The following is a 15,244-nucleotide window of genomic DNA, read 5'->3' on the forward strand; positions in this document are numbered from 1 at the left end:
GTCGTCATCGTGGGCGGCGGGACCGCCGGGTGGATGGCCGGTGCCGCGCTGACGCGTCTCGTTTCAGGACGCTGTTCGGTACGGCTGATCGAATCCCAGGCGATCGGGGTGGTCGGCGTCGGCGAGGCCACCCTGCCCCATATCCGTGCCTTCAACGAACGGCTGGGCATCGCCGAGGCCGATTTCATGGCGCGCACCCGCGCGACGTTCAAACTGGGGATCGAGTTTCGCGACTGGGGCCGGATCGGCGACAGCTATATCCATCCCTTCGGCACCTTCGGACGCGGTTCGGGTCCGATCGACTTCCACCATTACTGGACGCGGCTGGCGCGGGAGGGACACGCGCCGCCGCCGCTCGACCGGCTGTCCTATGCCTGTGCCCTGGCGCGCGCGGGGCGGTTCGACCATCCGGGGCGGGATCGCGAGGACCTCTCCTCGACCTTCGGCTATGCCTATCAGTTCGATGCGCTGCTCTTTGCCCCCTATCTGCGGCAACTGGCCGAGGAGGCCGGCGCGGTGCGGACCGAAGGGATGGTCGTCGATGTCGAGCGCGACGGCGAGAGCGGCCTGATCCGCGCGGTCACGCTGGCGGATGGCGAGCGGGTGGAGGGCGACCTCTTCATCGACTGTTCGGGCTTCCGCTCGCTCCTGCTCGGGCAGACGCTGGAGGAGCCGTTCGAGGACTGGTCGAAATGGCTGCCGACCGACCGCGCGGTGGCGATGCCGTGCCGGACCGAGACCGCCGTCACCCCCTATACCAGCGCGATCGCGATGCCCGCCGGATGGCGCTGGCGCATCCCGCTCCAGCATCGCACCGGCAATGGCTATGTCTATGCCAGCGACTTTATCGGCGACGACGAGGCGGCGCGCGCGCTGGAGCAGGCGGTGGAGGGCGAACCGCTCGCCACCCCGCGCCTGTTGCGCTTCAAGGCGGGGCGGCGGCGGCGCAGCTGGGTCGGCAATTGCGTGGCCATAGGGCTGGCCAGCGGCTTTCTGGAGCCGCTGGAATCGACCAGCATCTATCTGGTGCAGCAGGCGATCACCGCGCTGATCGAGCTGTTTCCCGAACGCGGGATGGCCGCGTCGGACCGCGACGAGTTCAACCGGATCATCGACCTGGAATATGACCGGATCCGCGACTTCCTGATCCTGCATTATCACGCCACGACCCGCGACGATTCCCCCTTCTGGAACTATGTCCGCACCATGCCCATCCCGGACAGCCTGGCCGAGAAGATGGAATTGTGGCGCAGGCGGGCGCGGGTGGTGAAGTATCGCGAGGGCGTGTTCCTGGATGCCAGCTGGATCGCGGTCTATCTGGGCCAGGGCATCCTGCCCGAAGGCTGGGACCCGCGCGCCGATGTCGCGAGGGCCGACGCGCTGACCCGCGCGGTCGCGGACCTGCAGGCGGAGATCGACGCCGACGTCAGCGCGCGGCTCGATCACCGCGCCTTCCTGCAACGCTATTGCCCGATGGTGGAGGCGGCATGACGGCGCGCGCCATCACGCGGGTCTTGGTCGCGGGCGGCGGGCTGACCGGCTGGTGCGCCGCCGCCGCGCTCAAGCGGCGCGCGCCGTTCCTCGACGTCACGCTGCTCGCCACCGCGATCGCGCCCGATGCGCTGGCCGACCGGATCGCCTGCACCCTGCCCTCGCTTCCCGGTTTCCAGGCCGATCTGGGGCTGGGCGAGGATGACGGCGTGACGCGCGCCGGGGCGGGCTATCGGCTGGGCACGCGCTTTGCGGGCTGGGCCGAGGGGTTGCCCGATTACGTCCATGCCCATGGCTCCTATGGCCATGCCATCGGTCCGGCCGCCTTCCACCTCCACTGGGTGCGGGCGGCACGCGAGGGCAGCACCACCCCGTTCGACGGCTTTTCCCCCGCCGCCCAAGCCGCGCGCGCGGGGCGCTTCGTACCCCCGACGCCCGACACGCTGTTTGCCGCGCACGATTATGGCCTGACGCTCGACCTGGACCGGCACCGCGCGATGATGCGCGCCTTCGCCCTGCATGTCGGGGTGCGCGAGACGGTCGGCGAGATCGCCGAGGCCGCCTGCGACGCGCGCGGCTTCCTCTCCGGCATCCGGCTGACCGGCGGCGAGACGCTGGCGGCCGACCTGTATGTCGACGCGACCGGACCGGCGGCGCGGCTGCGCGGCGCGATCGATGCGGAGCGGCAGGACTGGAGCGCCTGGCTGCCCTGCGACCGGGTGCTGCTCGGCAGCCGCCAGGGGGGCGAAGGGCCGCCGGTGCTCACCCCCGTCACCGCCCATGCGGCGGGATGGCGCTGGTCGAGCGGCGGGCAGGTCGGGATCGCCTATGCCTCGGCCCATCTGCCCGATGCGCAGGCCGCCGCGATGCTGGCGGCGGACGGCGCGACACCGGATCGGACCGTCACCATCCGCCCCGGCACCCGCCCCCAGCCCTGGCGCGGCAATTGCCTCGCGATCGGCGATGCCGCCACCCAGGTCGAGCCGCTGGAATGGTGCAACCTCCATCTGGCGCTGAGCGCGATCGACCGGCTGGTCGCGATGCTGCCCGATGCGGACATGGCCCCGGTCGAGCGCGCGGATTTCAACCGCCAGACCCTGGCCGAAGCCGAGCGGGTGCGCGACTTCCTCGCCGCGCATTACCGCACCGCGCGCCGCCCCGAGGCGATGTGGCAGGCGGTGGCGCATGCCGCACCGCCCGCCAGCCTGGCGCACACGCTGGCGCAATTCGCCGAGCGCGGACGCCTGCCTTTCTATGAGGAAGAGACGTTCACGCGCGACAGCTGGGCCGCGATCCTGCTGGGCCAGGGTGTGCTGCCGCGCCGCGTCGATCCGCTGGCCGAGACCATGACCTTCGCCGAGCTGCGGGGCATGATGGACCGCTTCACCAACGCCATCGCCGCCGCCCTGCCCCGCCTTCCCGCCCATGCCGAATGGCGGGCGGCCCAGATGAGACGCCTTGCCCGATGACGACATCGCATGACCATAGCATCCGCCGGGTCGTCATCGTCGGCGGCGGCACCGCCGGATGGATGGCCGCCGCCGCCTTCGCGCGCCTCCTCAACAACGGCTATACCCAGGTCACGCTGATCGAGTCCGAGGAGATCGGCACGGTCGGCGTCGGCGAGGCGACGATCCCGCCGATCATCACCTTCAACCAGATGCTGGGGCTGGACGAGAATGAGTTTCTCGCCGCGACCGGCGGCACGTTCAAGCTGGGGATCGAGTTCGTCGACTGGGGCGAGCGGGGCGAGCGCTATTTCCACCCCTTCGGACGCTATGGCCAGGATTTGCAGGGCGTCCATTTCCACCAGCTCTGGCTGCGCGAGAAGAGCCGCACGCCCGCGCTGCCCGACATCGCCGATTGGGCGATGAGCGCGGTCGCGGCGCGTGGGGGCAAGTTCGGCCGCGCCAAACCCGATGCGCGCTCGCCGATCCGCGAGCTGTTCTACGCCTTCCACTTCGACGCCTCGCTCTATGCCCGCTATCTGCGCGGCTATGCCGAGCGTGGCGGGGTGGCGCGGATCGAGGGGCGGATCGAGGCGGTCGGGCTGCGCCCCGAGGACGGCTATGTCGAGGCGGTAACGCTGGCCGATGGCCGCCGGATCGAGGGTGACCTGTTCATCGACTGCTCGGGCTTTCGCGGCCTGCTGATCGAGGAGGCGCTGGGCACCGGCTATGAAAGCTATGCCCGGTGGCTGCCCTGCGACCGCGCGGTCGCCGCCCCGTGCGCGCTGCCCGACCCGCGCGAACCCGATCCCTTCACCCGCTCGACCGCGCGAGAGGCGGGATGGCAATGGCGCATCCCGCTCCAGCACCGGATAGGCAATGGCCTGGTCTATTGCAGCGAGTATCTGGACGACGATGCCGCGCGCGCGCAGCTGCTCGGCAGCCTGGAGGGCGCGTTGCTGGGCGATCCGCGCCAGCTGCGCTTCACTGCCGGGCGGCGTCGGCAAAGCTGGAACCGCAACGTCGTGGCGCTGGGCCTGTCGAGCGGCTTTCTGGAACCGCTGGAATCGACCAGCATCCATCTGGTGCAGGCCGCGATCCAGCGGCTGATCGCGCTGTTCCCCGACGCCCGCTTCGACCCGGCCGAGCGGGACGAGTTCAACCGCCAGATGCACGACCTGTACGAGGATGTGCGCGACTTCATCATCCTCCACTACAAGGCGACACGGCGCGGCGACACGCCCTTCTGGGACCGGGTGCGCACCATGGACGTGCCCGACAGCCTGGCGCGCAAGATGGCGCTATGGTCGGGCAAGGGGCGGTTGTTCCGCGAAGGCTATGACCTGTTCGGCAATCCCAGCTGGGTCGCGGTCTGCCTGGGCCAGGGGCTGGTCCCGCAGGGGTGGGAGCCCGCCGCCGACGCGCTCGACGAAAATCTGGTGGCGCAGGCGCTGGCGCAGATGCATCAGGGCTATGCCGAGACGGGGGCGCGGCTGCCCAGCCATGGCGATTTCCTTCGCGCGGTCGCGCCCTCGCCGCTCGCCCCCGCGATAACGGGCATGACGGGGGCGTCGAACGCCGACGACGCCAGCTATGATTTTGCGCGCACCGCCCCCGATGCCGGGCGGGCGCAGGGAGTGATCTTGTGAAGCGGTTCGTTCTTCCCCTGCTGGCGCTGGCCGCGATCGGTGCGACCGACGCGCCGGGGCCCCATCTCAACCAGATCGGCTTTCGCCCCGACACCGCCAAGCGCGCCATCCTGGCGCATGAGGGCATGCAACCCTTGCCCTGGCGGCTGTTGAACGAGAGCGGCGCGACGGTGGCGGAGGGGCGGACCACGCCCTTCGGCCCCGATGCCGCCTCGGGCGACACGGTCCACCAGATCGATTTCGGCCGCTTCGCTGCGCCGGGCCGCTACCGGCTTCAGGTGGACGGGCGGACCAGCCCCGTCTTCACCATCGACGCAGGCGTCTATGCCCCGCTGGCGCGCGCCGCACTGAACTTCTTCTACCAGCAGCGCGCAGGCGTGCCGATCCAGGCGCGTTTCGCCGACGGGCCGCAATGGGCGCGGGCCGCCGGTCATGCGAAGGAGGTCGTGACCTGCTTCAAGGGGACGGATCTGGCGGGCACGGTCTGGCCGGGCTGCCCCTATAGGCTGGATGTCACCGGCGGATGGTATGATGCGGGCGACCAGGGCAAATATGTCGTCAATGGCGGCATCGCGCTGTGGATGCTGCAAAATCTCTATGAGGTCGATGCCGCGTCGCCGCCCTTCCCCGATGGCGCCGCCGCGCTGCCCGAGGCCGGGAACCGGATCAACGACCTTCTGGACGAGACGGCATGGGAGATGCGCTTCCTGCTGGCGATGCAGGTGCCCGACGGCCAGACGCTGGCGCTGCCGGTCGGGCGGCAGGCCGGGCGCGTCAAGCAGCTGACGCCGGTCGATGCGGGCGGGATGGCGCATCACAAGATCGCCGACCGCAACTGGACGGCGCTGCCCACCGCGCCCGCTGACGATCATGAGGAGCGGCTGCTCTATCCGCCCAGCACCGCCGCGACGCTGAACCTGGCGGCGACGGCGGCGCAATGCGCGCGCATCTGGCGCGGGATCGACGACGCCTTCGCCAGACGCTGCCTGGTCGCGGCGGGCAAGGCGTATCGCGCGGCGCGGCGCAATCCCGACATCTATGCCGCGCAGGACTTCAACGGCAGCGGCGGCTATGGCGATGGCGAACTGTCCGACGAACTCTATTGGGCGACCGCCGAACTCTATGCCACGACCGGGATGCCCGAACTGGCCGAGGCGCTGCACGCGATGCCGCTCCATGCCGAGCCGCTGACCGCCGAGCCGAGCTGGGGCAGCACCGCCGCGCTGGGCACGATCACGCTGGCGACCGCGACCGGGGTGGCGCCTGCCGAACGCGCCGCCGCGCGCGCCAAGCTGGTGGCCCTGGCCGACCGCTTCCTGGCCGAGGAAGCGCGCTCGGGCTATCACATCCCCTTTGCGGACACCGCCTATCACTGGGGATCGAACAGCGGCATTCTGGGCCGGGGCATGATCCTGGCGCTGGCCGCGCGCTTCACCGGACAGGCCCGCTACCGCGACGCGGCGGTCGACACGATGGACTATGCACTGGGCCGCAATCCGCTCGACCAGAGCTATGTCAGCGGCTTCGGGTGGAAGCCCATGAAGAACCCGCATCACCGTTTCTGGGCGCATCAGATGGATGCCCGCATGCCCGGACCGCCGCCCGGCGTGCTGAGCGGCGGGGCCAACAGCACCGTCTTTCCCGAACCCGCTTCCGCACCGATGAACGGGCATTGCGTGGGCCAGCGCTGCTGGATCGACGATGCGCGCGCCTATGCGCATAACGAGGTCGCGATCAACTGGAACGCGCCGCTGGTCTGGCTGGCCAGCGACCTGACCCGGCCGCCCGCCCCGGCACGCTGACAGCCCGGGTTCACCAAGTTTCTGCAAAATTCGATTTCAGGACAAAAGGACATTCGATGGATCGTCGTGATTTCATGAAGACCGGCATGGCAATGGGCGGTGCCGCGCTCGCCACCGGCGGCGGCACGCTGGCCGCCGCGCGCGCCGCCGCGCAGACCGCCGATCTGAGCTTTCCCAAGGACTTCCTCTGGGGCTGCGCCACCGCCGCCTATCAGATTGAGGGCGCGGTCAAGGAGGATGGGCGCGGGCTGACCAACTGGGACGTGTTCTCGCACACGCCGGGCAAGGTCGCCAATGGCGATACCGGCGACATCGCCTGCGACAGCTATCACCGCTACAAGGACGATATCGCGCTGCTCAGCGATCTGGGCGTGAAGGCCTATCGCATGTCGATCGCCTGGTCGCGTATCTTCCCCGAGGGGCGCGGCAAGGTCAACCAGAAGGGCCTCGACTATTATAACCGCGTCATCGACGCGCTGCTGGCGGCGGGGATCCAGCCCAATGTCACCATGTTCCACTGGGACCTGCCCCTGGCGCTGCCCGGCGGCTGGCAGAATCGCGACACGGCCAAGGCGTTCGCGGACTATGCGGGCTTCATGGCGGGCAAGCTGTCCGACCGCGTCCACCGCTTCATGACGGTCAACGAGCTGCGCTGCTTCACCGATCTGGGCCATATGGTCGCCATCCACGCGCCGGGCCTGAAACTGCCCCCCGCGCAGGTGAACCAGGTCCGCCATCACGGCGTCCTGGCGCACGGCCTGGGCGTGCAGGCGATCCGCGCCCATGCCAAGGCGGGAACCGAGGTCGGCATCGCCGACAATGCCAGCATCTTCGTCCCCGTCATCGAGACGCCCGAGCATATCGAGGCGACCAAGAAGGCGATGCGCGACGAGAATGCGATGTTCCTGACCGCCGTCATGGAAGGCCGCTATATCGACAGCTATCTCGCCTCGGCCGGGGCGGATGCGCCGAAGGTACAGGCGGGCGACATGGCCGCGATCGGCAGCCCGCTCGATTTCGTCGCGCTCAACATCTACACGCCGACCTTCGTGAAGGCCGATGCGAGCGATCCGCGCGGCTATGTCCCCCTGCCCCATCTGCCCCAGTCGCCGCGCATGGCCTCGCCCTGGCTCTATGTCGGCCCCGAGGCCGCCTATTGGGGCGTCCGCGCGGCCAGCGAGCTGTGGAAGCCCAAGGCGATCTACATCTCTGAAAACGGCACTTCGGCCGATGACGTGCTGAACGGCGCCGGCACGGTCGATGACGGCGACCGGATCATGTATCTGCGCAACTATCTGGGCCAGTTCCGCCGCGCGGCGGCCGAGGGATTCCCGCTCAAGGGCTATTTCCTCTGGAGCCTGATGGACAATTTCGAATGGGCCGACGGCTATGGCAAGCGGTTCGGCATCCATTATGTCGACTTCGCCACCCAGAAGCGCACCCCCAAGCTGTCCGCGCGCTGGTACAAGGAACTGATCCGCCGCAACGCGCTGGTCTGATCCTACCCACATGACAAAAAACCCCGCCGATCGGCCGATCGGCGGGGTTTTCCATGCCTGTAGGCCAGGGGGGCGACCGTCAGAAGCGGAAGCGGACGCCTACGCCATAATAGCGGCCTTCGTCGCGAATATCGCGCGGATAGACCAGGCCGTCGCCATATTGTGCGTAATTGTTGAACGGCTGCGCCAGAAGATTGGCCGCGTCGACCGCGATCGTCACTTCCTTGGTGATGTTGTAGTTGAACGAGAAGTCGAGGCGCTGGATGCGGACCGTCCCTTCGCCATTATAGATGCCCTGCGCATTGACGAAGTTGCTGTTCAGATACGCATCGCGATTGTTCCACGACAGACGGGTCGAGACGTCGCCCTTTTCATAGAAGAGCGCGACATTGTAGGTCCAGCGCGACAGATTGGGGATCGCGACGAATGGCGGGGTCGTCGTGCCGCCGACATTGGCGAACACATTGGCCGGATATTGCTGTTCGCCTTGCAGATAGGTGGTGTTGGCTTGCACGCCAAAGCCACTCCACAGGCCCGGCAGAAAGTCGAAGAAGGTCTGCCCCCCCAGTTCGAAGCCCTTGATACGCCCCTTGCCCGCATTTTCGGGCCGCCTGATCTCCAGCAGGCCATAGACGGGGTCGATCGTGCGGTTCGTATAGTTGCTGATGAAGCCCTTCAGGTCGCGGTAGAAAACGGCCGCGGTGATCGAGGCGGTGGGCGAGAAATAATATTCGACCGTCGCGTCGTAATTCTTCGAGGTCAGCGGCTGAAGCCCCGGATTGCCGCCGTCGCCATAGGCATCGGGCCGCCCCTGAAGCCCCGGCGCGAAGCGGGTATCGGGCACGGGGTTGGGCACCGGGGTCGCAGTGTTCTGGCTGATATAGATGGCCGGATTCAGCTGGCTGAATTCGGGCTTGGTGCGGGTGATCGTCCAGCCGAAACGCACCTGCAGCTTTTCCGTCGGGCGAATGCGCAGACTGATGTTCGGCAGGATGTCGACATAATTGGCCTTGGTGTTGCGCGGCTCGGCACGGGTGACGCCGTTGAAGGTCACGCTGGACACACCGCTATACCGCCCGACGGTGTTGACCACGCGCGTGCCGACCAGGCCGTCGAAGCGGACCGATCCGATGTCGAATTCATATTTCGCCTGGCCGTAAAAGGCATAGGTCTTCTCGCGCGCCAGGAAGGTGGCCAGCGGATCGAGCTGCACCTCGGGCGAGGCAAAGCGGTTGAGCGCGTCGCGATAGCCCTGATCGGTCGGATTGCCCGCGACGATCCGCTGCAACGCCTCGAAGGCATATTGGCGCAGCGCCGGGGCATTGCCCGCGATCCCGTCCCGCGTCGGCATCAGCCAGCTGGTAAAGCCCTGATTGCCCCGGAAGGCGTTCTGGGTCAGCGCCAGATCCCCGGTCGGCGTCTGGTTCAGCGGGATGGCCAGCCATTCCGTATAGGCATAGCGGTTGCCCCGGCGCAGCGAGGCGTCGCGGTCCGTCCACCGCACGCCCAACTGCAATTTCGGGATCAGCGACAGGTTCGTCTGGTAATCGAGATCGGCGCGCCACTGCCACCCCTTGCCCTGCACGCGATAGGTGCTCTCGAAATAGCCGCGCCAGATATAGTTTTTGGGATCGGCCGGATCGAAACCGGGCAGGCTGAAGGACGAACCATTTTCGACGAAGAAGCGCACGTCCGCGGTCGGCGCGCGCGAAAAGGCGCTGTCGAAGCTCCACTCGTCGCTGCCATATTGCGACGTGGTATAGGCCAGGTCGGTCGACAGATGCGCGTCGCCGATATCCCATTTGGCGCCGCCCGCCACCTGATAGGTGTCGGTATAGGCCTTCGCGGTGCTGCGATAGGCTTCGGGCCGGACGCCGCCGGTCTTGGTCAGGCTGTCGACCTGAAGCGGCTGACCTTCCCGCAGGACGACATTGCTCAGCGTCGGATTGCCGTCGACGAGCGGCACGCGCAGCCAGTCATTGCCGATCTCGCCGCGATAGCTCTGGTAGAGGAAGTCGTAATAGAGTTCCAGATTGTGCGCCGGACGCCACTGGACGCTGGCATTCATCGCCGGACGCCAGCGCTTGCCGCCGTCATTATAGACGCCGACCGCCGCCGGGATCGACCAGGCCCGCCCGACCGAGCTGGGGCTGACCGTCGTGCCGTCGCTGGGCTTGGTGACGAAGCCATCGGCCCAGCGCACCGCGTTGCGATACTGCGCCTGGGTGTAGGCGGCGTTGATGAGCCAGCCGATCTCGCCGATCGCGGTGTCCGCACGCTGGCTGATCTGCAGATTGCCCAGCGGGTCGAACTTCTTGCTCTGGTCGTTATAGGTCCCGCGCACGCCGCCCGCGATGGTCAGCCCCTTTTCGAAGTCGAAGGGGCGACGCGACCGCACATTGATGAGGCCCGCCAGTCCCGGCTCGAGCAGATCGGCCGTGCCCGACTTATAGACTTCCAGACCCGCCAGCGCCCCCGACGGGAAATCCTGGAGTGCGGCGCGGCGATTCTCGGCAGTGAAGATGTCGCGGCCGTTGAAGGTCGTCGCCACGTCGGGCAGGCCGCGGACCAGCACCTGGGTCACTTCGTCGCTATACCGGCTGACCTGGATGCCCGTCACGCGCGCCAGCGATTCGGCCGCCGTATTGTCGGGCAACTTGCCGATGTCCTGCGCCACGATGGCGTCGAGGATCGCATCCGAGTTGCGCTTGATCGCCTGCGCGCTGCCCAGGCTGGCGCGGTAGCCGGTGACGACGATGTCGCGGGGATCGGCCTGATCGTCCTCCAGACCAGTGGTCGAGGCTTGGACCGGGCTGCGATTGGGGACTTCGGAGAGATCCTGCTCGATCCCGACGGCGGTCTGCGCCTCGACCGGGGCGTTGGGATCGGTCGTCTGGGCCTTGGTCGCGGGTGCGGCGGTCTGCGCCTGGGCGGGCGCCGCCAGCAGCGCGATCGGTGCGACCGACAGCAGCAGAATGTGATGCTTCATAACGTCTCCCCTCATCGGACCCGAGTTTTCGGTGTCACCTTCGGAAGCATTTGTCTGACTATCCTGCGCGATCGTCAAGCCGTTGATGAACGAATTATGAAAGACGATGTGGTCCGTAGATTTTCCGCAACACCAGGGTGCAAGGAGGGTGACGGCATGTTAGCGCGAACAATCGCTCATGCGGTTGATCCCTCGCCACAAGTTCGCGTCCGCCCGCGCGAAACACGGAGACGCGGACGCTGGCCTGACTTGTCTGTCTTAATAACCCGAATCATACCAAGGTCGGACCATTGGCCAACGGCCGCCCGAAATCGGGCGTCCCATCGGCGCGATAGCCGAAACGCTGGACGCGCGTGTCGCGATTCGGATCGTAGAGGGGATCGCCGCTGATCTTCTCATAATCGCGCGCGTGATAGACGAGCACATCGCCCCCCGCCCGGTCGACGGTGAAGCTGTTGTGACCGGGGCCGTAGATGTGGCGCGCGGCGTCGGTGCGGAACACCGGCTCGGGCGACTTGGTCCAGGCGGCGGGGTCCATCAGGTCGGCGTCGTCGCGCGCGGTCAGCATGCCCATGCAATAGCGCGCATCGGTGGCGCTGGCCGAATAGGTCATGAAGACGCGGCCGTTGCGGATCAGCGGCGCGGGCCCCTCGGCCACTTTGAACCCCTGTATCTCCCAGGGCAGCGTCGGCACGGTCAGCCGGGTCGGCCGCGCGGCCAGCGTGGTCGGCGTCGCCATCGGCGCCAGATACAGGTTGGAGTTGGTGTCGATGCCCGGCTCTTTCTGCGCCCAGGCCAGATAGCGGGTGCCGCGATGGACGAAGCTGGTCGAATCGAGCGTGAACGTATCCCACGGCGTCTCCAGCTGGCCGAGCACCGACCAGCGGCCAGTCACCGGGTCCGCACCGTCGCATTGCAGGACATAGGTGCGGATATGGAACACGTCGCCGCCATCGCCCGCCGCGACATAGACATACCAGCGGCCGTCGATCCGATGGATTTCGGGCGCCCAGATATGCCCCGCCATCCGACCCGATGCGGGCCGCCGCCAGAGCACCGTTTCGGGCGCGGTCGCCAGCCCGGCGATGGTCCTGGCCCGGCGCAGCACCACCCGGTCATATTCGGGGACCGAGGCCATGAAGGTATAGAGCCCATCGTCCTGAAGCGCGATCTGCGCATCGGCGCGCTGGCGTATCAGCGGATTGCGCACCCGCTCGCCACCCGTTCTAGCCAAAAGCGGCGCGGCGGCCAGCGCGGCGCCCCCCGCGACCAGAGCGCGCCGGGTCATCTCGATCTGGGTCATGGGTTTTCCTTTCCGATGAAGGGCCAGCCCGCCGCGTCCCAGCGCAACCGGGCGATGCGCAGCGTGGGGGCTCCCCCCGCCGCCGCGTCATAGGCATGATGGATCAGATAGTCGCGGCCGCCGCGATCGTGCAGGACACCGGCATGGCCCGGCCCGCGAAACCGGTCGCGACCCGCCGCATCCGCCTGCAACAGCACCGTCCCGCCGCCATCCAGCATCGCGCGCCCCGCACGGTCGACATAGGGCCCCTCGATCGCACGCGACCGCCCGACCGCCAGATGATAGCTGCTCTTCACGCCGCGACAGCATAGGTCGAACGAGACGATCAGCCAGTACCAGCCGCCATGATCGACGATGAACGGCGCCTCGATCGCATTCGCGCCGCCCGCCCCTTCGCCCGGCCCGCGTCGCGCGATGGGTTTCGGGACCGCGCCGGGCATGGCCTTGCCGGTGCGCGGGTCGAGCCGGATCAGTTGGATGCCGCCCCAGAAGCTGCCAAAGGCCAGCCATTCGCCCCCCTGCCGGTCGCGGGCGAAGGCCGGATCGATCGCGTTATAGGCGTCGCCCGCCTTCGACGCGACGACCAGCCCCTCGTCGCGCCAGCCATAGGCCGGGCTCGCCGGATCGAGCGTGGCAGCGGTCGCCAGCCCGATCACCGATTGCTGCCTGCCGAAACGCGACACCGAGTAATAAAGCCGGTAGCGGCCCCCGACCCGCGCAATGTCGGGCGCCCACATCTCGCGCGCGCCGGGCACCGCCGCCAGCGCCCAGTCGGGGATGGCGGCCAATGGCGACGGCAGTGCGGTCCAGTGCCGCAAATCGCGGGACCGCCGCGCGACCAGCGGCACCCGCCCCCGCTGCCCGGTCGAATAGCTATAATAATCCAAGCCTTCGCGGATCAGGACCGGGTCATGGGCGGGCACCACATCGCCCGACAGGGCCATGTCCTGTGCGGCGACGGGATCGATGGGCATCGAAAGCAGGGCCATGCCCAGCAGCGCAGGACGCAAGGCGCACAGGCTCCGGAATCGGCGCGGCTGGCGCATGATGCTTGGCGTCCTCCCCATGATAAAGCCGTGATTTTGTCCGGCTATTGATGACAGCGATATAGTCGGACATATGCGATGGCAAGCGGCTTTCGCCCGCTGGCAGAGGATCGCGTCCGGCCCCTCTTGTCGCACGCCCGGCGACGCGGCACTAAGCCGTCATGCGGATCGCGATTATCGATACCAGCAGCACGCGCGCGGCGATTATCTCGGACGGGCTGCGCGAGGCGGGGCTGACCGATCTGGTGGTGATCGACCCCGGCGGGCCGCTGGCCGCGCAGGTCGAACGCGCCGCGCCCGAGGTGGTCCTGATCAATCTGGAAAATCCCAGCCGCGACGTGCTGGAGGATTTCTTCGCCATATCGCGCGCGCTCGACCGGCCGATCGCGATGTTCGTCGACCAGTCGGAGCCCGAGGCGACGATGGCGGCGGTCGATGCGGGCGTGTCCGCCTATGTCGTCGACGGTCTGGCCAAGCAGCGGATCAAGCCGATCCTCGACTTGGCCGTCCGCCGTTTCCAGGCCTTTTCTCGGCTCCAGACCGAATTGGCCGAGGCGCGGACCGCGCTCGCCGACCGGCAGGTGATCGACCGGGCCAAGGCGATCCTGATGCGGCGGCGCGGGCTGGACGAACCCGCCGCCTATGCCTTGCTGCGCAGCCATGCCATGACCACCAACCGCCGCATCGCCGACGTGGCCGAGGCGATCGTGACCAGCGAGCAGTTGATGGGAGACCTGCCATGACCGCCGAGACGTTCCGTATCGGCTTTCTGCCGCTGGTCGATGCCGCCCTGCCCATCCTGGCGCGCGAACTGGGCTTTGCCGAGGCCGAGGCGGTCGAGATCGAACTGGTCCGCGACGTGACCTGGGCGGCGGTGCGCGACCGGCTGCTCTATGGCCATACCGATGCCGCGCATCTGGTCGCGCCGCTCGCCATCTCCACCGCTTTGGGGCGCGACCGTCCGGCGGTGCCGATGGCGGTGCCCTTCGCGCTGGGCCTGAACGGCAATGCGATCACCTTTTCGACCGCACTGGGCGAGGCGGTGGGCCTGGGCGAGACGCTGGGCGATCCGGTGGCGATCGGCGCGGCGCTGAAGGCGGTGGCGGACCGGCGGCGCGATGCGGGCAGGCCGCTTCGCTTCGGCGTGGTGCATCGCTATTCCAGCCATAATTACATGCTGCGCTACTGGCTGGCGGGGGTCGGCATCCGGCCCGACGCCGATGTCGAGATCCTGGTCACCAGCCCGCCCTTCGCCGCCGACGCGCTGGCCGCCGGAGAGGTGGACGGCATCTGCGTCGGCGAGCCGTGGAACTCGATCGCGGTCGATCGCGGCGTGGGCCGGATCGCCCTCGCCACTGCGCAGATCTGGCGACGCGGGGTGGAGAAGGTGCTGGCGCTGCGCGGCGACCGGGCGGAGGAGCGCCGCGACGGCGTTCTCCGGCTGATCCGCGCGCTCCACGCGGCGGCCGCGCATTTCGTCGATCCCGAGACGGTCGAACAGAGCGCGACGATCCTGTCGCGCCGCGAATATCTGGACGCGCCGGTCGATGCGGTCCTGCGGGCGATCACCGACCGCATCCGCGTCGTGCCCGGCGGCGAGCCGGTCCATTATCCCGACTTCATGTTCCAGTATCGCGAGGCGGCGAACTTTCCGTGGCGCAGCCAGGCGGCCTGGCTCTACGCCCAGATGGTGCGGTGGGAGGGGCTGCCCTTCTCCGCACAGGATGCCGCGACCGCGCAGGGCGTGTTCCGCCCCGATCTCTACCGCGCCGCGCTGGCCGGATCAGGCGCGCCGCTGCCCGGCGCCAGCTCCAAGCTGGAGGGCGCGCTGGTCGAGCCGATCGGCGCGGGCTCGACGCAGGGACGGCTGGTGCTGGGCAGCGACCGCTTCTTCGACGGCCGCGCCTTCGATCCGGATGACATTCCGGGGTATCTGGCGGGATTGCCCTGACGCCTCTCCCCGGCGCGAGGGAGGTTCGATTGCTGCGATTGCGAAAGGGACTTGCGTCGGGACCGC

Annotated in this window: 10 protein-coding genes; 7 read left to right on the top strand and 3 right to left on the bottom strand. The window is 68.2% G+C overall.

Annotated elements, in window-relative coordinates:
* Positions 1 to 33: 33 nt before the first annotated feature.
* The 5 genes from QE360_RS00335 to QE360_RS00355 are packed head-to-tail and all read left to right on the top strand — an operon-like array spanning position 34 to position 7,889.
* Positions 34 to 1,491, top strand: coding sequence for a tryptophan halogenase family protein (locus QE360_RS00335; protein ID WP_405052656.1), 1,458 nt, complete (start codon positions 34 to 36; stop codon positions 1,489 to 1,491).
* Entirely contained in the window at positions 1,488 to 2,960 is a 1,473-nt protein-coding gene (locus tag QE360_RS00340) for a tryptophan 7-halogenase (RefSeq protein WP_309698397.1), read from the top strand. The genes QE360_RS00335 and QE360_RS00340 overlap by 4 nt, the downstream gene beginning before the upstream one ends.
* Positions 2,957 to 4,588, top strand: coding sequence for a tryptophan 7-halogenase (locus QE360_RS00345; RefSeq protein WP_309698399.1), 1,632 nt, complete (start codon positions 2,957 to 2,959; stop codon positions 4,586 to 4,588). Before QE360_RS00340 ends, QE360_RS00345 begins: the two co-directional genes overlap by 4 nt.
* A complete protein-coding gene (locus tag QE360_RS00350; RefSeq protein ID WP_309698401.1) occupies positions 4,585 to 6,390 on the top strand; it encodes a glycoside hydrolase family 9 protein in 1,806 nt (601 codons plus the stop codon). Before QE360_RS00345 ends, QE360_RS00350 begins: the two co-directional genes overlap by 4 nt.
* A gap of 56 nt (positions 6,391 to 6,446) precedes the next feature.
* Complete coding sequence (locus QE360_RS00355; protein WP_309698402.1) at positions 6,447 to 7,889, top strand: GH1 family beta-glucosidase; 1,443 nt, start codon at positions 6,447 to 6,449, stop codon at positions 7,887 to 7,889.
* Positions 7,890 to 7,968: 79 nt separating this feature from the next.
* On the opposite strand, the gene QE360_RS00360 is transcribed toward QE360_RS00355, so the two are convergent.
* The 3 genes from QE360_RS00360 to QE360_RS00370 all read right to left on the bottom strand — a co-directional run bounded on the left by QE360_RS00360 (position 7,969) and on the right by QE360_RS00370 (position 13,155).
* A complete protein-coding gene (locus QE360_RS00360) occupies positions 7,969 to 10,878 on the bottom strand; it encodes a TonB-dependent receptor (RefSeq protein WP_309698404.1) in 2,910 nt (969 codons plus the stop codon).
* A 271-nt stretch (positions 10,879 to 11,149) separates the two neighbouring features.
* A complete protein-coding gene (locus QE360_RS00365; protein ID WP_309698406.1) occupies positions 11,150 to 12,181 on the bottom strand; it encodes a glycoside hydrolase family 43 protein in 1,032 nt (343 codons plus the stop codon).
* On the bottom strand, positions 12,178 to 13,155 hold the full coding sequence (locus tag QE360_RS00370) for an arabinan endo-1,5-alpha-L-arabinosidase (protein ID WP_309698408.1): 978 nt from the start codon (positions 13,153 to 13,155) through the stop codon (positions 12,178 to 12,180). Before QE360_RS00370 ends, QE360_RS00365 begins: the two co-directional genes overlap by 4 nt.
* A 233-nt stretch (positions 13,156 to 13,388) precedes the next feature.
* On the opposite strand from QE360_RS00370, the gene QE360_RS00375 reads away from it, so the two are divergent.
* A complete protein-coding gene (locus tag QE360_RS00375) occupies positions 13,389 to 13,970 on the top strand; it encodes an ANTAR domain-containing protein (protein WP_309698410.1) in 582 nt (193 codons plus the stop codon).
* Positions 13,967 to 15,178, top strand: a complete 1,212-nt coding sequence (locus QE360_RS00380; RefSeq protein ID WP_309698412.1) for a CmpA/NrtA family ABC transporter substrate-binding protein — start codon at positions 13,967 to 13,969, stop codon at positions 15,176 to 15,178. The genes QE360_RS00375 and QE360_RS00380 overlap by 4 nt, the downstream gene beginning before the upstream one ends.
* Positions 15,179 to 15,244 lie beyond the last annotated feature (66 nt).

This window comes from Sphingomonas sp. SORGH_AS_0789 (genome assembly GCF_031453055.1).
Lineage (GTDB): Bacteria > Pseudomonadota > Alphaproteobacteria > Sphingomonadales > Sphingomonadaceae > Sphingomonas.